The organism is Singulisphaera photorubra (genome assembly GCF_045290345.1).
Taxonomy (GTDB): domain Bacteria; phylum Planctomycetota; class Planctomycetia; order Isosphaerales; family Isosphaeraceae; genus Singulisphaera.
The window spans coordinates 10028546-10047013 of the sequence record NZ_CP155447.1 but is presented as its reverse complement, the minus strand read 5'-3'; the positions used below and the strand labels follow the sequence as shown (position 1 = coordinate 10047013).

Here is an 18468-nt window from a genome sequence, read left to right as displayed (position 1 = left end):
CAAGTTTCGTGGATCGACTTCCCCTATAATGACCTCATGGCCGCGTCGTTGCACGCAAGACTTCGTTCGAATCCGTGGCTGCGGGCAGCCTGAACCCTCTCTCCGTAATTTTCTGCCCGTTGACCTGGGCCGCGTTGACCTGCACGCCGACATTCCCGAGGGCGTTCGCGGGTGCTGCGAGACTGTCCCCCTGTTGGGTCACGACCAGTTCGCCGGGGTCGAATGACGGGAGAAATCCGAAGGTGAATCCGCGCAACGGCATTTTCTCCTTGGCTCGACTCCGCTGGCGCAGGAACGCGTCGGACCATCGGACTACGTTGTTCTTCAGGGAGATTGTCATGTAGGTCCGCCCGACAATCGACTTGGTATGCTTGGAATGCTCCACGCCGATCAGTCCCCCTTCGTTCGAGTCTTCAAGGAGGTTGTTCTCGACCAAGCCGCCGAGAAAGGGGGCTCGGGACCAGCCCCAGATCATGGGCGTCTCGCTGGCGGCCGCCGCGAACCGGACGATCTCTCCCCCGCCGAAAAACCGATTCCCGCGGACCTGGGTCCCGAAATGGTTCCCTGGCAAGACGAGGCAATAGGCAAGCTTCCCGCCTCGGGCGTCGACCGTGTTCCCCTCGACCCGCATGTTGACGAACCCGCCGCTGATCGAGATCACCGACGCATCGGAGGGGAGAGGCGAGTCGAGCAAGTAGGTTGTCGGCGAAAGATGTTGGGTGATCGTCCGCCACTCGCCCGCTCGTGTCCCCGCGAGCACGGAGACAATTGACCCGATTTCAGGAGGTCCCCCGAACACAGGGCTGATCGTGAGCAAGCGCCCGTCCGACGAGACCGCCGAGGGCCTTCCCTCGAAGTTGAGTCGGTATGACTCCGTCAGGATGATTTCGGGGGCATTGTGCGATGGGATCGTGTCGTCGTCGCGTGGGCCGACGCCCTCGACCGTATTGTTCTCGACCAGGACCGTGCGCCCGTATCCCGTCACGATCAGGAATCGCCAGGTCTTACCCGAGCGGGCGATCGGTTTGGCCCGGTTGCCCCGGACGAGCAGGTCGTGAACGAAATGGCCGACGACCACGCCATGGCTGAAGGTCCCACTCGGCGTCCCTTGAGAGAGGTTGTCGACGAACTGCCAAGGGCCACCAAAGAACTCGATCATGCCTCCGAAGAGCGTGCAGCCAGTGATCCTTCCCCCTTGCGCCGTATTGAGCCGCATCAACCGCACGGCCTCTTCCCATTCCGTGGTACCCGATGGGGGAGGACTGGCGAGATCGAGCCGCTCAAAGGTCAGGCCGATCGTGGGGTCGCTCCGCGCCGGCTCGAGGTTGTCGGTCGAGCCGATGACGGCGGGCCCGTAGTTCACTTTCTGATTCCAGCGCACGGGACCTGCAAATCGGATCGCAAAATTCCGGAGCGTCGTCGACCCGCAATGAATCTTGACCGCCGTTGTCCAGGGAGGCTCAGACGGGCCTTGCGAGAACTCGAGGATGGCCCCTGGCTCACCGACGATCGTGACCGGCTTGTCGAGGACCAACGGCCTGGAGAGACGGTGCGTCCCGCCCGCCAGAGTGACCGTTCCGAACCGGTTGGCCAGGTCGTTAAGGTCGTCTCCCGGTTTAGCGACGACCGAGGTCGCAGCCGGCTGGGGCAATCCCGCGAATGGGTCGCACTCGCCCCCATCGAACTGGGCGAATGTGCTCGTTCCATTCCCGAAAATGAGACGCAGGGTCAGGGTGGCCCCAACTTCGTTGCGGTACGGGGTGAAGTAGAGATCGGCTTTGGTCGGGTCATCCCCTGGTCGCAACGTCAGCGGTCGTTCCCCCGGCTCAACCTCGAGTTTAATTTGCGGGCTGCTCCGATAGGTCCAATTCTTGAACACGGAGTCGCTCAGAACCGCCGCCTCGATCGTTCGACCGCTCGGTAGCCCGGAGAGCGCGACATGAACGTCTCGCCGGTTGGATTCCAGGCTCGCATCCTGGCCAAGCCAGCGACCGTTGAACGTTCCGGCTTCCAGCTTCGGAACGGAGGGGAGCGGCATCGCCAGCCTTGGGTCGGTCCGCTCCCCTTTGATCCGCAGCGTGTCGCTTTTGCCGTTTGAATAGGAGATCGTGACCGTGAGGTCTCGTCCTGCCAGGTCCTTGACCGGTTGGAAAAAGAGCTGGGCGATTGACGGGTCTGCGCCATCTCTAACGATCTCGGCGTTGTAGTCCCCGTTGGGATTGACACCGGCCTGCCACCGAACGCCTTCACCGGCATCAAGCACGACCCCTTTGATCGTGTCCTTCACGACAAGCTTCTCGAGGGTCAAACGCGCGTCCTGAAATCCGTCCGGCCCGACGCCGAGATCCGCCGCCGTGAAGTCCTGTCCGTCCTGCCCGACCCATCGAATCGTCGGCATTGTTGCGGGCGTGCGAAGGTTTGGATTCGATCGGCCTCCCCTGACCGAGAGTTCGGCGGCCGTACCGTCGTTGTAGTTGATCTTGATTTGAAGCGGTCGCCCTGTCTCGGGCGAGTCATGCTCAAAATAGAGGTCAGCCGTTCTTGAGCCGGGAGCTTGCACCACGGCGATCTTCCAGGAGTTTGACGCCGGGTCGGAACTCCAGAGACCGCCCCCGCCCGGCCTGATCTCGATCGCTTTGAACGCGCGCTGTGGAGGCAAGTTGTTGAGCTGAATGCGGATGTCTTGATATCCGTTGGGCTCAAGGGTCGCCGAGGGAGAGACCAGGTCGCGACCGTCCTGGCCAAGCCATCGACCGGTTGGTCCGCCGGCGCCTACGAGGGCCAGACTCAACGCGATCGTCCATGATGCGGCCACCATTGCCGGCTCCTTATAATGATGCCTGAATCCGTGAGCGACCGCCTGGCTCAGCCAGCGAATCGAGATAGCTGCAAAATCTTGCCCAGTCGCCCTGCGATCATACCACAACCGAGCCCTGGATTCTCCCCTCGGAAACTCGTGTTATACTGGACATTCAGTCATGTCAGGCCGCGTCGCGGACAGACGAACCGGTTGATGGATCGAGGAATCTTTACGATGGCCAGGGAAGAAACGAGGGACCTTTTCGGCGAACCGGAAATGGAGGAGGAAGCGAGCCCGTCGGCCATTGATCCGGAGGCCCCCCTGGCTGAACGAATGCGCCCGCGCACGATTGAGGAATACGTCGGCCAGGAGCACCTCACGGGGGAGGGCAAGCTCATCCGCCGCCTGATCGAGGACCGAGGCCCGCTCCCTTCCTTGATTTTGTGGGGTGGACCTGGGACTGGGAAGACCACCCTTGGCCGCTTGCTTGCCCAGCGGGCCCACGCGCGGTTTGTCCCGCTTTCCGCGGTCCTCTCAGGGGTGAAGGATCTGCGTGAGGCGGTTGCGGAGGCGAAACGCCATCGTCGCGGCGGGCGGCGAACCGTCCTCTTTATCGATGAGATTCATCGCTTCAACAAGTCGCAGCAGGATGCGCTTTTGCCGTCCGTTGAGGATGGAACGGTGTCGCTGGTTGGGGCGACGACCGAGAATCCGTCGTTCGAGGTGAACTCGGCTCTGCTTTCCCGCTCGCGGGTCCTGGTCCTGAACCCCTTGGGCGAGGAGGAGATTTCCGAAATCCTGCGCCGGGCGATGGTGGATCGGGAGCGCGGTCTGCTCGGGTACCAGGTCACGATCTCTGACGAGGACTTGCGACTCCTGGCGCATTCCGCGGGGGGCGATGCTCGAGTGGCGCTCACTGCACTGGATGCGGCGACTCGGGCGACCGAACCGGGGGCCGACGGCTTGCGGCAGGTGGACCGAGAGACCCTGGTCGAGGCTTTGGGTCGTTCGCGGTTCGCCTATGATAAGGGGGGAGAGGATCACTATAACTTGGCCTCAGCCTTGATCAAGTCCTTGCGCAACTCAGACGTTGACGCGGGCCTTTACTGGCTGGCTCGCCTGATCGAGGGGGGCGCCGACCCTATTTTTATTGCCCGTCGACTTTGCATCCTGGCCTCGGAAGACGTGGGACTCGCCGATCCTCAGGCGATGGTCCAGGCTGCCGCGGCGGCCGAGATTACGCGGATGATCGGTCTGCCCGAGGCGCTCTATCCGCTTTCCCAGTTGACGATCTATCTCGCTCGCGCTCCCAAATCGAATGCCGTGAAACGAGCCTATCAAGCCGCGGCTGCTGATGCCGCTGCCACTCCTCGCGAACCGGTCCCGCTCCACCTGCGGAACGCCGTCACTTCGTTGATGAAAACGTCAGGGTATGGGCAGGGCTATCGTTATGCCCACGACGATCCGAAGGCGAAGGATGAGATGCCTTGTCTTCCCGAGTCCCTGCGCGGGCATCGCTATCTTGAGGATTGATCGTAAGTCGAATCGCCTTGTCTCACTCATGGCTCCGAGCAAACCGCTGCACGAGGACGGATGCGAACGCCTTCCAGTCGGGCGGCGGGCCGAATCCGTAATTGTGATGAGACCCGTCGAGTGTCCATTCTCCCAGGACGGTCGCGGGCAGATCGCCCGAGGTTGCTTCACGCGGCTGGAGGAGTTCGGCCAACTCGTCGTGGCTCTTCTCGAGCGTGAAGTAGCGTGCCCGAGCTCGTTCTGATGAGAGAGGAAGCTCGTCGGCCGACTTGGGAAGCTCCGTGACGAACACGACGAAATAGGGTTCGGGCACATGCCGTGGGGCCGGCAACTCGATCAGCACGGCGAACTCATTTCCAAGCATGAACCGCTGAATGGGGAAGGACGCCGGGGCCGGTTCGGTCTCGATTTTCGTTTGTTGGCAGACATCCGCCCAGACTTCCCGGAGCAGTTGCTCCCCCATCGGACCAGCCACGGCGTTCAGAAAGTTTGACGGATTCTCGAAGCCGAGACTCGGCAGGGCCCGATGGGCAAAGAGAGTATGCACGGTCGCCGCGGCGACAGCCTGGTCCTTGGCTGGAACTGGTTCCCCGGTCGTTTGGTGTTCCACTCGGCGGCGACGCATTTCTTCGACCAGGCGGCCAGTCGTCGCTGAAGAGGGTGCGGCCGGGTCAAAGGACGGACCGCTGTGAGATGGCCTCCCATGATGCACTTTGAAGCCGGGCTCCCCTTCCCTGTTGAGCTTCCAGTACAAGATTCCGAAGCAGAGAAATCCGACGACAATCAGTGCAATGCCTTGCCAGAACATCTTCAATTCCGAAGAGCCAGCAAGCAGGAGACCGCTGGCAATCCCGCCGAGACCACACCTGATATAGAAGCTCGCGCGAATTGGAATTCCCTCCTGATCTCGGTCAAACTCCGTCCCGAACGCCGGGTGGCCAGTTGATGAATTGCGGCGTGGAGACTCGAGTGTGACAGTTCGCTTCCCCAGGTCCACGCCTGATGATTCGCAAGCATCATTGTGTGTTTCGTTAGAGTTCGCCAAGTGGGTCCAATTGCAGCGTCAGGTTCTGGGCCTACAAAGGGATGCTCACGGTCTACGAGAGCCAAGTTTGCAGGCCATCGGAAAATCGGATAGGCTCATCGCGAGGTATGCAGAGTAGAGTTCAGGGAAGTGAGGTCGCATGTGGAACTTGCTCATCTTCTTGATCAAGGAATCACGATTGCCATAGGGACCTTTTTTATCCTATTCGGCTACCGTATTGTGGGGAAGCGGCCAGGCCTCAATGCTCGATTTGACGAATGGCATGCGCGGAGCCGAGGATTCTTTAAACTCGGGGGACTCCTTCTCATTGGAATGGGAGTCCTTCGCCTCTTCTGGTTTTCGCTACCGATCACGACGCAAGCGGCGAATCCTGCCTCCCTGGAGTGGCGGACTGTCCCCTCCTCCGACGGCGTTCTCACGGTGGGGATGCCTGGGGAACCCGAGGTCGAGTCCCGGGATGAACAAGATAGCGTAGGACCAACACAGGTCGTCAAGCAACGGGTCGGGATCGACGACAACACGATTCTTTTCAGTCTCGTCGAGAGACATTACCTCGATGAAGACGTGCAGTTTGACCGGGGCCCTTTCTTGGACGGAACGGCGGAGAGCACGCTTGCACAATCGAAGGGTGAGTTAGTCGGAGAGAGCGAGGTCCACCGAGGTGATCTTGTGGGGAAGGCAATTTCGATCGAAATGCCGCAAGAATATACGGTCTCGATGCAATTCTTCCTGATAGGCCGTTCCGTGTATCAATTGAAAGTCGTCACCCCGAATGCCATGGCCGATTCTCCGATCGTCCGGCGATTCTTCGAATCCCTGGAGGTAGACAAGTCCCGCATTGGTACCGTGGGCGACCGGGTCTCGGCCACTTACGGTGAGTTCTCTCGGGCCGATTGAACCGAAGTGTCGAAAGTCGAATCTTTGATCAATTCGAGTGATTGCCGAGCGGCCTGGCGAACCGCCGGCACGCTGTTAGAGAGAAGTTGAACCAGGTCGTGGCGAGCGGAACCTGGGGGCGGGGTCACTCCCCCCAGAGCACGAGCAGCCCCCGCGCGCACGGAGGCATCGTCATCCTTTAATCCTGTTAAGAGTGTATCGCCTACAGCACTTGCTAATCCTTGGTGGCGTCCCATCGCCCTGACCGCCATGCGGCGGGCCTTCACATTCGAGTCGGTAAGCATCGTCCTGGATACCGCCGGTGACTTCACGTTGAGGATCCAGAAGGCGTGGATGCCTGATTCGCGGACATGGTCACTTGGATCATCGGCCGTTTCGACGAGCCATTCTCGAATGTCCGATTGTCCGATACTGCTCTGAGTTCGGCGCGTCACGTAGGCCAGAGAGCCCACCGCTGCTCCCCGTACCCACTGGTCGTTGTCTCGCGCGGTTTTCATGAGAGCGGGGAGAACGGAGGCATGGTCGGTCGCGAGCTCTCCCAGGGCTTCAGCCGCGGCTCGTCGGACACTCGGAGTGGGATCAGTCAACGCCCCGACGAGTTCGGCAACCACCGCCGCGACGAGGCTTGTTTCATGCCCACCACGGCCCAGCAGCTTGGCCAACGAAACGCATGAGAGGCGACGTGTCTCCGGGTCGGTATTGGAACGGATCGCCCGCGCCAGTGCCTGCGCCGCCACATCAACGGATCCTGCCCCCCTGCCGAGTTCTTCGGCCGCCAGGCGCCGCCGTGGGACGTCCGTTTCCGTCAGCCAGCGAATCCAGAGGTGCGGTGGGCTCAGGTCATTTGAGGTCCGGACCCCCCAGAAGACCAGGGCGAATATCGCCACGAGTGCAATCAAGGAGGAAAGTCCGAAGCGGCTTCGATAACAGCGCATTGACTTCATCCCAACGGGAGGCGTCAACAAAGCCGGCCCTGTGTCATTGCTCTCACTCAAACGATTGAATCAGCGTCGGATGACCCGCCGACTCCCCGGCTGTAGAGTATCGGCCATCACGTTGGTCGATCCCGCTTGAGCTTCGTGCTCAAGCCCGAGTAAGTGGCCGAACTCATGCCCCAGCACGCTCAGCAGGTCGATCAATTGGGCGGTTGGGTTCGTCATCCCGGCCGCGAACTCGAAGTCATCATCGGGAGTTGGGTCGATAAACCAGCCGTATCCGGCGGCGTCGTGGTCGATCGCAATCCCGTCTGAACCGACAAGGCCCAGCTCATCGCCGGGTAAGTCAACGATCCGAATCGGCACAGTACGTAATGCCTCGAGTTGTGACTCCTCAACCCCAGCCACCCGCCAACGTGCAAGGGCCGCGTCAACGATCAGAGGTAAATCCTCGAGGTTGACAAGCCTTCTGTCCGGCAGTGAGTTGGCGCCACCTGCAGCACGTAAAGAACTGGCGGCGGAAATCCGGATGGCATCGGCGATGACATAGCCGTCAGCATCGTTGCTCAAGGTTATGCGGATCGTGGTCCCTGTGATCGTGACAGTGCCGAGGCTTTGGAAGATGATGCCGTTCTCGGTGACGCCGCCGATCGGTGCATCGCGTTGATCCACCCGCACTGTTTTGATTAGGGTGTTGTCATCATAGATTTGGTAGAGGGCGTTGCTGGCGCGATTGCTGCCTGCATTCCAAGTCACCTGGATCTCATACGTGTCAGGGGCCAACGCGCTTTGCACCCAGGTAAGACTCGCTGAACCGTCGCCCGGCGCGCTATAACGCGCGGTATCGCCGTATCCGGTCGAGAAGCTCTCCCAAGTTCCGCTCTGGACGGTATTGGGTTGGGTGTCATCGGAGAATTTCGGCAAAATGGGGATCGGCTCACTGATACGAATCGCATCGGCAATGACATATCCGTCAGCGTCGTTGCTCAAGACCACCCGGAGTGTGGTTCCTGTGAGCATAACCGTGCCGAGGCTCTGGAAGATGCTGCCATACATTGAGACGCCAATTGGTGCAAGGCGTTGGTCGACCCGAACGGATTTGAGGAGGATATCACCGTCATAGATGCGATAAAGTGCGTTGCTGGCGCGGTTGGCCCCTGCGTTCCACGTGACCTGGATGTCATAGGCGCGGGGAACGAGCGTTGACTGTGTCCAAGTATGGCTCGTCGATCCATCGCCCGGTGCGGCATACCTCGCTCCCGTGTATCCGCCTGAGAAGTTCACCCAGGTTCCAGTACGGCTGGAACTGGGAAAACTGTCATCCGAGATTTTGGGTGTGAAGTCGGTGCGATCACCGAGGAGCACAGCATCGGCGATCACATAACCGTCAGCATCGTTGCTCAAGACGACCCGAAGTGTCGATCCCGTTATCGTGACAACGGCAATCTTTTGGAACTGTAAGTTGTCCGACCAAAGTAATCCGTCGGGGGCTTTGCGTTGATCGATTCGGATCGTTAGGATGAGGGAGTTCCCATCATAAAATTTGTAGAGTGCATTGCTCGCACGGTTACCGCCCGCTCCCCAGGTCACATTCACCTCGTAGGTCCCTGGTGTCATCGACCCGATGACCCAGGTGAAACTCGCCGAACCATCGCCCGGCGCGGTGTAGCGGGCCGAACCCTCGTAGCCAGATGGAAACGTTTCCCAGGTGCCGATCTGACTGGTGCTGGGTTGGTTGTCGTCGGAGTGTCTAAAGCTGTAAGTGGGCTCGGAAATGTAAATTGTATCCGCGATAACATAGCCGTCCGCGTCGTTACTCAAGACGACGCGAATCGAGTCTCCAGTGATTTTGAATTCACCAATTTTTTGGAACACCCCGTCGCGTGTTCGCATTGGGCCGACGGGCGCGTTCCGCTGATCGATGCGGACAGATTTGACCAACCTGTTCCCGTCATAGATTCGATAGAGCGCGTTACTGGCGCGATTGAGTCCCGCGCTCCAGGTCACCATGACTTGGTAGGAACCGGGTGTTACTGAATCGTCGCGAAACCAGGTGGCGCTGGCTGAGCCATCGCCCGGAGCAGCGTAGCGTGCCGTGCCTCCAGAGCTAGTGGTGAAAGGTATCCATGTCCCCGTCTCGCTAAAACCGGGCTGGCCGTCGTCGGCGAATCGGGGGGAGAATGGAATGGCTTCGCGAATGAAAATCGCGTCGGCAATGACAAATCCGTCGGCATCGTTACTGAGTACGACACGCAGCGAGGTCCCAACGATAGTGGCGGTTCCCAGGCTTTGGAATACCACGTTTCCCTGGGTGTTTGTGCCAGCGGGTGCGTTGCGTTGATCGATCCAGACGGTTTTGAGTAATGTATTGCCGTCATAGATCCGGTAGGGTGCGTTGCTGGCGCGATTTCCGCCTGCCAGCCAGGTCACGTGGATCTCGTAAGTTCCAGGTTCTAGTCCATCAGTGAACCACGTCGTTTTGGCTGAACCGTCCCCGCTCGGTACGAAATCGACCGAGCCGCCATACCCGCCGACCTCGGCACTGGTCCACGGACCGATTTGACTGAAGCCTAATTGCCCGTGATCCGTGAGCTTGATCGGTGTGGGCGTGACATGGATCGTCACCACGACCGGGAGGCTTAGCTGCACGCCATCCATGACCAAATAAGTGAAAGTGTCAGTTCCCACGAAGTTCGAAATCGGTGTATAGACGAATCCTCCGTTACCAGTAATATGCAAGTTTCCGTTTGTCGGAAATGTGAGAAAGGTGAGCGTTAATGTATCACCATCGGCATCCGTGTCATTGGCGAGTAAGCCAGGTGCTGGGACGATCAGAGGCTTCGCCTGGGGCGTAATGTATGTGTCGTTATTGGCAGTCGGCGCATCGTTGACCGGACTAACCGTGATGTTGACGGTGCGTGGAGCACTGAAGGCCAGACCATTACTAGCCACGTAGGTAAAACTGTCGAGGCCAAAGTAGTCAGCCGCGGGCTGGTAGTCGAACGAGCCGTCGCTGGAAAGTGTCAGTGTGCCGTGAGCCGGTTCCGTTGCCACGAAAGCAACGAACGTTGAGCTCCCTGAACTGTTGGCAAGGACACCGGGTGCCGCAACTCTCAGTAACGTGTCTTCGATCGCATCGAATTCGAGCGGGCTGGGGATCGTCGGGGCAGGAACGGTGGCAACGCCCGTTGGGTTCCGGATGTAGTTGCTCGTTGCGACGATCGATTGCATACCGGAGATCAAATCGACCGCGAGCAAGGCGCCGCTGCGCACAGGTTCACTCAAATTGGCATAGATGTCTGCAATGATTAGGCTGCTGTTTGATGTTAGTGTGATTCCGACCGGTTCCTGTAAGAAGCCTGCCTGCGAGATGACGGTCTGGCCCCCGGTCTGGGGGGTGATCCGTAAGATTGCACCCTGGGCATTCGATGCTCCTCGGTCGGAGACGATCAGGCTGCCGTCAGGGGCCACGACCAAGCTGGACGGTGCGGAGAGAAATCCAGCGATTGAAACTAAGATTCGCGTTGATGTTGTTGGTTCAATGCAGAGGATTTGGCCATATAGACCGAAAAATCCCGCATGCTGAGCCGTATAGATCAAACCATCCGGGGAGAGAGCAATGCCAAATGGACCCGCCACCGGGCCCACGTCGATCACGTATGTCTGTACGCCCGTGCTGGGATTAACCCGAATGATCTGTCCGGTTCCGCCGGACGCGAAGTCGGCGACCAGGAGGCTGCCGTCGCGGTCGATGACCACCCCGGTGGGATCCACGAGGAACCCGCCGGTGGTGATCACCGATTGGGTGCCGGTGGTCGGGTCAATGCGAAAAAGGGTGCCAGTTCCACCGAGCGGGCCGCGGTCGGCGACGATTAGCGAACCATCTGAAGCGATCGTCACGCCATAGGGGGCAATGAATTGGCCCCCCGACGATACAACGGACTGGACGCCGGTGGTGGGGTCGATGCGAAGAATTCTCTTGGAGCCCCCCCCAAACTCTTCGAAATCGGCGACATAGTAGGGGGTCACGCCGACGCTTGGAGAGGTGCTGTTCGTCTTGATGCTCACTGCGTCAATTACGGTGACTAAATCTGCCTGGTTTGCAGCGACGGCAATGCGAAGTCTCACCGTTTGACCAGCAAAGCTTGAGAGGTCGGCGGTGATCGCGGTCGGTGCCAGGATATTCGGGGCACCGGCACGGGTCTGGAAGATCGTCATCAGGACATCGGCGGCGGCAGTCGAGAGCAGACTTGCGCTCGGATCGACGATATCGATGCGAAATTGCTGGTTGAGGACGGAATGAGTGTCAAGCGAGTTGGGAGTCAGAAAAGCATTACTAAAATTTTGATATCCGATTAACATCGACAGATCGGCAAACTGTCCTGTTGGCAGGAATACATCTTGGTAGAGGATCTTGGCTTCAACCAGGTTCGGGGCAGCCCACATCAACTCGTTGGTCGCCGCGAAATTGCCCTGCGGAGGTGTGGGCAGCGGCCAGCTCCAGGGGCCAGTTCCGCTGTAGACCTGATAACCGAGGCGGGGCAAAGCGTTCGAGACTGAGTTTGTGAGCCAGCCGGTCAAGTCGCCGCGTTCGAAATCACCATTGAGGACGCGCTCGTTACTTGGGCTGACTTCGACGCCGTCACCCGCGAGGGCTGAGACAGGATAAGGGATAGTAAGAGTGTAGAGGGGATCGCCCGAGCGTTGAACTACGTAGATCCGGTTATTGAATGCGGAGCCGAAATAGTAATTGCCATCGACAAACGCGGCCCCGTAAACCGGGCCGGGAAGGAGGAACCGTCCGAGAACTGAACCAGTTGAGGGGTTAATCCTTACGGCGACATCGAGTCTTTCAGTTCCAATTAATTCATTCGGGCTGTCCGCTCCGGCCAGTCCCCCTACAAGATCGGCTGCGACATTGAGGCGGCCGACTTCGAATCCGTTCGCTGGGTTTATGACAATAATCTGGTCCGCGTAGTGGTCTTGGAGATAAACCTTTCCACCAACCGCCCCGAGTCCGTCGATATTGGCGAAACCAGAAGTCACAACTGGCGAACGTATTACGGAGCCGGAGTCGGGATTGAGTTCCCAAAGTCGCCCCGAACCATCTTGTGGCATGTAATAGAGCAGCTGGCCGTCAAATGCGAGGCCGTTTTCGCCGCTGGGATTCGCGGGCACGGGCGCATTGAAACGGCGAATCTCGGCCCCGGTCAGGCGGTTAAGCTCGGTGATCACGAACGGGTTGTCGCGTGGGAGTGCAAAGAGCCGGCTGGCGAGTAATGTTCGAGCTTCCAGGGCCTCAATTCGGAGAGATGTCGTTCGTCTTGCGTGACGAGCTTTGCTAGGTTTATTGGAAATTGGCCCGCGACCACTGCCGTGTTGTGCTTTCAATGTATCGTTCTCAAAGCGAGGGAGTCGTGTGCCTGCGGGGCCATGATCCTGTTGAAGGCCCGGCCAGACTCCGTGAGTCCTGGTTGAAGGCCACTCTGGAGCCTCAGGGTTAAGTAGTGTCGATAATAGAACGTTGATTTGCAAGATGTCTTGACGTAGTCGCGAGCAGGCATGTTCTTCGAACACAGCATTAAGGCGGAACTTACTCGCCCTGTAGGTAAGTATTTAGGGCGGATGCGCAACGGACGTGACTTCAAGTTTCGGTGATCGCTGGGGATTCAGGAGCAATTTTGCCGAAGGGAATTGACTTGAGGTTGGCCAGCGATCGCATCGCGCAGCCATTATTCCCAATGGTCCGGGAGGCCTTGCGGGCTCCACTTCAGCCGGGAGACGCCGGTCAGTCGGGACAGTTCGATCACAAAGTCCGGCCGGTCGGAATCGATGGGGCGCACTCGCCAAAAAACGTGGCAACACACGGTCCAACGCCGCTCGTTCATCTCATAGTTGACACCCCAATTCGCCACCCTGTATCCACGGCCGATGAGATCATTCCGGATGAATTCTTCCGTCGGACCGTCGAGGGATGCTGTTAGAGTCAGAGTGGCCCATCGGTCCTGAGAAATTCGCAACTCCAATCGCTTGACGCCTGTGAGGACGAGCATCCCGATCGCGAGAGCAACGGCGCCCAGCAATTTCTGACCTCCCCCAAAGCAGAGGCCGATCACGGTCATGAACCAGAGAGTCGCCGCCGTTGTGACTCCCCGGACAATATCGCCCCGCTTGAGAATCGCTCCCCCGCCAATGAACCCCATCCCGGTCAGAATCCCCAGCGGGAGCCGCATCAGGTCGATGGTCACAAAGGAGTCTGTCGATCTGCCAGCGGTTGCCAGGAGCAAGTTCGTCTGAATCATGGAGATCGACGCGGCCATACAGACGAGCAACGTCGTCCGCAGACCGGCGGGTCGACCATGCTCCCCTCGATTGAAACCGACCAGCGTCCCCGCGATGACCGTGAGAGTGAGTCGTATGACGATTTCTTGCCAGCCGAGATCAGTCGTCACGTTTCTCCTCCGAATCGCGTACCGTCCGATTCGCGATGTGCTTTTGGTACCCGTGGCGAAGCCGTTCGAGCGGAGGCAATGCTGATGCCTCACGTGTCCGCGCGGCTACGGCAGTGGCGGATTCCGCGGTCAGGGAAGTGCCGAGAGCGGAAGAAACTGGAACGAGAGTCCACCCCAAGAGGCCTCCGGCTTCCAGTTCTCGTTGGCCCGCGCCAGCGACTCATTCGACTCTAGAATGGACAACGGGTTATTGCTTGACGTAAAGACCTGTGCAGGAAGAAAAGCAGTCGCCGCGGCCTGATCTTGGGCCGAGAAGGGACGATCGTCCGATAATCGGCCGAGGATGGCGCGCAGTCGTGTGAGCTTTGCGGGTTCGGCGGGGTTCGGCCCGGTTCGTCGTAAGAGACTGAGTAATTCGGGACGGCTGATCCAGACTCCCCAATCGTCGGGGGCAATGTCAGCGATCTGGATTTGGCGGTGCCGGTTCACGGACTGCCAGGGAAGCGAGTCGTCCCAGGTTGCGACCTCGATCGAGTCGGCTGTCCAGGTGAGGACCGGAAGCGCCGGAAGGCTTTTGAGTGGTGGTTGATCAGCCTGGATATTTGCATTGGCTGATGTGGTTTCGCCTTCTGGGGCGTGGACGACGAGCCGGGTTTCCCAAGGCAATAAGTCGCTCGCACGCACCCAACCGATTGGCCGGCGATTGCCGACTCGGTAGAAATCCGGGGAGCCGCTCAAGGGCCAGACGTCGTAGATGTCGACGAACATTCGGAGCCGGATTGGCTCGGCCGGGGTCCCTCCAGGGCGATCCGACGTGCTGACGTCGTCGTGCAGCAGGAGTGCCTTGCGGACGATTGGCCCAACGACGACTTTCGGCTCGGTCGAGTTGGGGACTGGTGGTCCCTCGAATTGACGTTGCCAGCGCGTGGTCAGGGCCGACCTCAGCGGACGAGTCATCACCTCTCCACGCCAGGCGAGCAGGCCCAGGACAACGAGCAGCACGAGCGTGGGCAGCGGGTAGCGGATGGGTGGGAGCATCGACACCGATCTCAACAACGGAGGAGGGACGATTGGGCCTGGGTCAGGTGTCAAGGATGCGCGGGCTTCTGCTTTCGCGAGAGCCAGCCCGGGAGCGCCGCCAGACAAATCAGGACCGCGACGAGCAAGAGGAAAAGGTGGGGCCAGCCACCCGCGGGGACGACCATGCCGGGGATGAACACGGCCGTCTCACCCGCCTTGCGGCTGGCTCGGTAGTAGATCCGGACCGGCCGGAGCGTTCCATCCGGGAGGGCACGGTCACTCTGGTAGGACAGAGAATAGCTGGACCGCAGTCGTTCGGCGAGCTGTTCATAAATGGATCGCAACTGATCGGCCTGGCGCGCGGGGTAGTACTGGCCGCGCGTTTCGGCGGCGAGTCGACGGAGCGCATCGCTCTCGATCTCATCCTCCGTACCGAGACCGAGGGTGTGGACCGGCAGGCCGAGGCGGCGGGCCGCCACGATGACTGAGTCGAGCGAGGCGGACTGGCTGAACGTGTCCTCTCCGTCGGTGAGCGCCAGGACGGCGCGGCGGCCTTTTTCTCGATTGAGCATTTCGAGCGCTTCGGCGACGGCGTCGTAGTAGCGGGTGGCTCCTTCGGCGGTCAAGCCGTCAACGGCCTCCTGGACCTTTTGCGGGTCGCCGGTGAACGGGCAGATCGTTTTTACGTCGGAGCCAAAGGCCACGACAGCCACGCGCGACCCTGGCGGCAGTCCTTTCACGAACGAGGCGACCGCACTCTTGAGGCTGCCGATCCGGTCCTCCTCTTCCATGCTCCGGCTTCGATCAACCACGAGCACAACCGTGGTCGCGTGCGCCTGAGTGGTGACGGGGGACTGGAACTTTCGGATCACGACCGGCTGGCCTTCTTCGGTGACTTTGAAATCCTTCTCCGTCGCGTCGAGTAAGTAGGTCCCATCGGGTCTCTTGACCTCAAATTCGACCGAGATCTCCGGGAAATTGGTGTCGCTCGCCCCGGTGACCACCACGTCGTTTTCCTCGCCCCCCTTTCGGGGCGGCTCGTCTTTGGCCTGGTCCGTGAGCGGAACCTCGTCGGCTGGTCGATCGGGCCGCGAGGAAGTCGGAAGCTTCAGGACGCGATCGAGCTCGAAGGCGAGGTTGGCTTTACGGAGGAAGAGCAAGGCGAGGCAGGTATTGGGAATTCGGCCCCAGGCGGGCTCGGGCCAGCCCCCGTCTTCCAGTTGGCGTCGGAGCAGTTCCGAAGCGCCTGTCTCGTACCAGTCGAAGCCGTCGAGATCGCGGAGTCCCAGGGCGACGCAGACTCGTTCAAGTGACCAAAGGTAATAAATGTCGGAATTCTGGCCGATCTTCCGCGCGTCTTTGGCCACGGCTTGCAGTGCGTTGGCGAAGATAGGATCGGCGGCCAGGGCCGCGCCTCGGGCGCGGGCAGTCTGGCGCTCGGCCAGGTTCGGCCGAGCTGCGCTGATCGCCAGCCCCATGAGCCCCGCACAGGTCATGGAATCGGTCCCTGCCGCTCCGCTGACATACCCCCAGCGCCCGTTCCGATCGGGCGACCGTCGGAAGTGGCCATCGATGGCCGCCAGGCTGGCGTTGGGCTCGTACCCGTGGCGGCTGGCCGCCCAGATTCCGAGCAGGGCGAATTGGGTGTTCGAGTTGTCACCGACCTCGGCGACCCTCGTCGACTGATCTCGCCGCGACGTGCGGGGCCGCTCGTCGTCCTCGATGTTCTCGAGCGGCACGGTGTACGACCACATCCCCCCCTGCTCTCCCGAGGCGAGTCGCGCGGCCAGCCGTTGAATCAGGCGGTCGTCGGGCCCTCGAGTCTCGACCTGGGCCCTGGCCAGGTAGAGGATGGCCAGGGCAAGGTCATAAGTCTGCGTCGATCTGAGCGAGAGGCTCCGGACGACGGAGGTCGCCCGGGTGATCGAGGGGTCGGTCCGTTCGATTCCGTTCTCCAACAGGGCCAGGCCGGCGAGCGCGGTGATTCCCAACGTATGGTCATGGTTGAACGAGAACGACCAGTTTCCCGTGGGAGCTTGCTGCGCTTTCAGGAAGTCGACGCCACGCTCGATCGCCTGGGCGATGGCGTCGGCCTGGGGATCGGCGGCCCTTGCCTGCATCTGGCCGAACCCGAGAACGAGAAGGACCATCGACAGGACGGCACGGAGGTTCATGATTCGGACTCCGCGACGGTGCGATGGGGGGCGATTACGAGGGAGAGCCCCGCGATCCCTGCGCCAAGGACGGCCCAGAGCAGGCCCGAGAGCCAGAGGGATCGAGTCGGCGCCGGTCCCAGGATCGGCTCCACGGCACGACAGAAAGCGACGCTAAGCGCGGCGACGAAGACACCGCCGCATGCCCCCGCAAAGCCCGCCGGTGGCAGGTCACGAGCCTCACCCCGTCTCGCGATGAGGGCCGTGCCGATGACGCCCCCTGCCGTGGCGAACAGGATCACGGGACCCAACAAGCGAGGGAGCGCTTCGGCCGCACCTGCCCCTTGCCCGATGGGAAGCAGTCCGCCGAGTGCCACGAGTGACCGAAGTGCGAGGCCTCCCAAGGTTCCGAGCGCCATGCGGAGGCCGATCGGTTGTCGTGCGACGAGTTCGAGGAGATCGGGGCCCCCCTCGCCGTACATGGCCGAGGAGAGTTCGGGGATCGACTCCGGCGCGGGGAGTCGCTCGAGCCGCACGGTCACCCGGCGGGTTCCCCCGTTACTCTCGATGACGATCGTCCCGAGTTTCGGAGCCGCAAGTTGCTCGGGGATCTGGATGTCGAGAGGCACCTCGGTGCGATCCACCGTGATCAAGGACCGCCCAGTGAACGTTGATGACAGCTTGATCCAGGCGGCCGCGCTGGGGTCGACGCTGAGGGTCGAGCGCAGCAGTCGATACCCCGTGTTCGTGATCGCGAGGACCTGGCGCGTCGTTCCCCCCCCTGCCACCGCGCGGACGGTCAATGTCTCAGGATGCACGTCCAGTTCCGGCAGGCTCGGCCGCGTCGTGGGAAGTTGGCCCAGCCAGGCATCCAGGCGCTCGTCAGCGGTGCCGGGGGCATCCGCCGAAGGAACCAGTTCGTTCAGCCGGTGGGTGGCGAGGAAAGCAGCCAGCCGCCCCGAAGTCAGTTCGTCACGCAAAGCCTCCCAGCGTTGAGCCGAGACCGTCAAGACATCGTCCCAGGTCCGGCACGACGCTCCCGCCTTGAGCACGAATGGGCTCGGTAAGGCTCCTCCTCGCACAGGCCTGGAGAGTGGGGGCGGAGGGGGTGAAGCCGGCCGTGGTGGCGGCTTCGTCGCGGGCGAAGGGGATGCGGGAGCGACCGCGGCCGGTCGACTCGGCTTCGATGCCGACACTGGCTGAGCCCCTGGTCGCGAGGGAGCCGCCGGCACGGGGGCGGTTCGTTGAGGCGCGGGCCTGGATTGCGGCTCTGGGGCACTTGCCGGGGCTCGAGCGATCAACTTGAGTTGAACGCCGCCGATCTGGATCAAATCCCCCGGTTGGAGCGTGACGGCTTGCCCCGGCAGAATGCGTTGACGGTTGACGAAGGTGCCGCCGGGACTATCGAGATCGCGGACCACCGGACCCTTGGAGGAAAGGTCGATCTGGGCCTGTCGCCCGGCCATCCGGCGCGGACTGCTCCCTTCCTGGTGGCCGAGATCGAGCCCGGTGCCCTCATCGAGTGCGTTCCCGAGCACGATCGCTGCTCCGTTGAGCGCGTAGGTTCGACCCACTTCCGTTCCACGGACCACTTCCAGCGACCAGCCGCTTTGATTCATTGTGTGACTCGTTC

11 protein-coding genes are annotated in these 18468 nt (G+C 60.9%); 3 read left to right on the top strand and 8 right to left on the bottom strand.

The genetic code is table 11. The annotated features are described in order from the left end of the window. Window positions 1-34: 34 nt before the first annotated feature. On the bottom strand, window positions 35-2818 hold the full coding sequence (locus V5E97_RS37555) for a right-handed parallel beta-helix repeat-containing protein (RefSeq protein ID WP_406696660.1): 2784 nt from the start codon (window positions 2816-2818) through the stop codon (window positions 35-37). 216 nt (window positions 2819-3034) lie between these two features. On the opposite strand from V5E97_RS37555, the gene V5E97_RS37550 reads away from it, so the two are divergent. Then, window positions 3035-4333 (top strand): replication-associated recombination protein A, encoded by a 1299-nt coding sequence (locus V5E97_RS37550; protein WP_406696658.1) that lies wholly within the window; start codon window positions 3035-3037, stop codon window positions 4331-4333. A 22-nt stretch (window positions 4334-4355) separates the two neighbouring features. Here V5E97_RS37550 and V5E97_RS37545 read toward each other — a convergent pair whose 3' ends face one another. Continuing rightward, a complete protein-coding gene (locus V5E97_RS37545; protein WP_406696657.1) occupies window positions 4356-4958 on the bottom strand; it encodes a hypothetical protein in 603 nt (200 codons plus the stop codon). Between the two features lie 78 nt (window positions 4959-5036). Between V5E97_RS37545 and V5E97_RS37540 the strand changes: the two genes are divergently transcribed. Further along, complete coding sequence (locus tag V5E97_RS37540) at window positions 5037-5279, top strand: hypothetical protein (protein ID WP_406696656.1); 243 nt, start codon at window positions 5037-5039, stop codon at window positions 5277-5279. Between the two features lie 411 nt (window positions 5280-5690). Continuing rightward, window positions 5691-6275 (top strand): hypothetical protein, encoded by a 585-nt coding sequence (locus V5E97_RS37535; protein ID WP_406696655.1) that lies wholly within the window; start codon window positions 5691-5693, stop codon window positions 6273-6275. On the opposite strand, the gene V5E97_RS37530 is transcribed toward V5E97_RS37535, so the two are convergent. From V5E97_RS37530 to V5E97_RS37505, 6 genes are all read right to left on the bottom strand, one after another. Continuing rightward, window positions 6248-7210 carry a HEAT repeat domain-containing protein gene (locus tag V5E97_RS37530; RefSeq protein WP_406696654.1) on the bottom strand — a complete coding sequence of 321 codons (963 nt, stop codon included), beginning with the start codon at window positions 7208-7210 and terminating at the stop codon, window positions 6248-6250. The two genes, V5E97_RS37535 and V5E97_RS37530, sit on opposite strands and share 28 nt — an antisense overlap. Window positions 7211-7279: 69 nt before the next feature. Further along, entirely contained in the window at window positions 7280-12445 is a 5166-nt protein-coding gene (locus V5E97_RS37525; RefSeq protein WP_406696653.1) for a golvesin C-terminal-like domain-containing protein, read from the bottom strand. A gap of 497 nt (window positions 12446-12942) precedes the next feature. Further along, entirely contained in the window at window positions 12943-13662 is a 720-nt protein-coding gene (locus V5E97_RS37520; RefSeq protein ID WP_406696652.1) for an MgtC/SapB family protein, read from the bottom strand. 129 nt (window positions 13663-13791) lie between these two features. Next, window positions 13792-14700: a hypothetical protein gene (locus tag V5E97_RS37515; protein WP_406696651.1), complete on the bottom strand. Its 909-nt coding sequence runs from the start codon at window positions 14698-14700 to the stop codon at window positions 13792-13794. A 50-nt stretch (window positions 14701-14750) separates the two neighbouring features. Then, on the bottom strand, window positions 14751-16856 hold the full coding sequence (locus V5E97_RS37510) for a VWA domain-containing protein (RefSeq protein WP_406696650.1): 2106 nt from the start codon (window positions 16854-16856) through the stop codon (window positions 14751-14753). Further along, window positions 16853-18454 (bottom strand): FHA domain-containing protein, encoded by a 1602-nt coding sequence (locus tag V5E97_RS37505; RefSeq protein WP_406696649.1) that lies wholly within the window; start codon window positions 18452-18454, stop codon window positions 16853-16855. Before V5E97_RS37505 ends, V5E97_RS37510 begins: the two co-directional genes overlap by 4 nt. Window positions 18455-18468: the final 14 nt, after the last annotated feature.

What these genes read in the sequence shown, in the direction of transcription:
- V5E97_RS37555 (WP_406696660.1), bottom strand. Translation starts at nt 2,818, where the DNA reads ATGGTGGCCGCATCATGGACGATCGCGTTGAGTCTGGCCCTCGTAGGC.
- V5E97_RS37550 (WP_406696658.1), top strand. Translation starts at nt 3,035, where the DNA reads ATGGCCAGGGAAGAAACGAGGGACCTTTTCGGCGAACCGGAAATGGAG.
- V5E97_RS37545 (WP_406696657.1), bottom strand. Translation starts at nt 4,958, where the DNA reads ATGCGTCGCCGCCGAGTGGAACACCAAACGACCGGGGAACCAGTTCCA.
- V5E97_RS37540 (WP_406696656.1), top strand. Translation starts at nt 5,037, where the DNA reads ATGATGCACTTTGAAGCCGGGCTCCCCTTCCCTGTTGAGCTTCCAGTA.
- V5E97_RS37535 (WP_406696655.1), top strand. Translation starts at nt 5,691, where the DNA reads ATGGGAGTCCTTCGCCTCTTCTGGTTTTCGCTACCGATCACGACGCAA.
- V5E97_RS37530 (WP_406696654.1), bottom strand. Translation starts at nt 7,210, where the DNA reads ATGCGCTGTTATCGAAGCCGCTTCGGACTTTCCTCCTTGATTGCACTC.
- V5E97_RS37515 (WP_406696651.1), bottom strand. Translation starts at nt 14,700, where the DNA reads ATGCTCCCACCCATCCGCTACCCGCTGCCCACGCTCGTGCTGCTCGTT.
- V5E97_RS37510 (WP_406696650.1), bottom strand. Translation starts at nt 16,856, where the DNA reads ATGAACCTCCGTGCCGTCCTGTCGATGGTCCTTCTCGTTCTCGGGTTC.
- V5E97_RS37505 (WP_406696649.1), bottom strand. Translation starts at nt 18,454, where the DNA reads ATGAATCAAAGCGGCTGGTCGCTGGAAGTGGTCCGTGGAACGGAAGTG.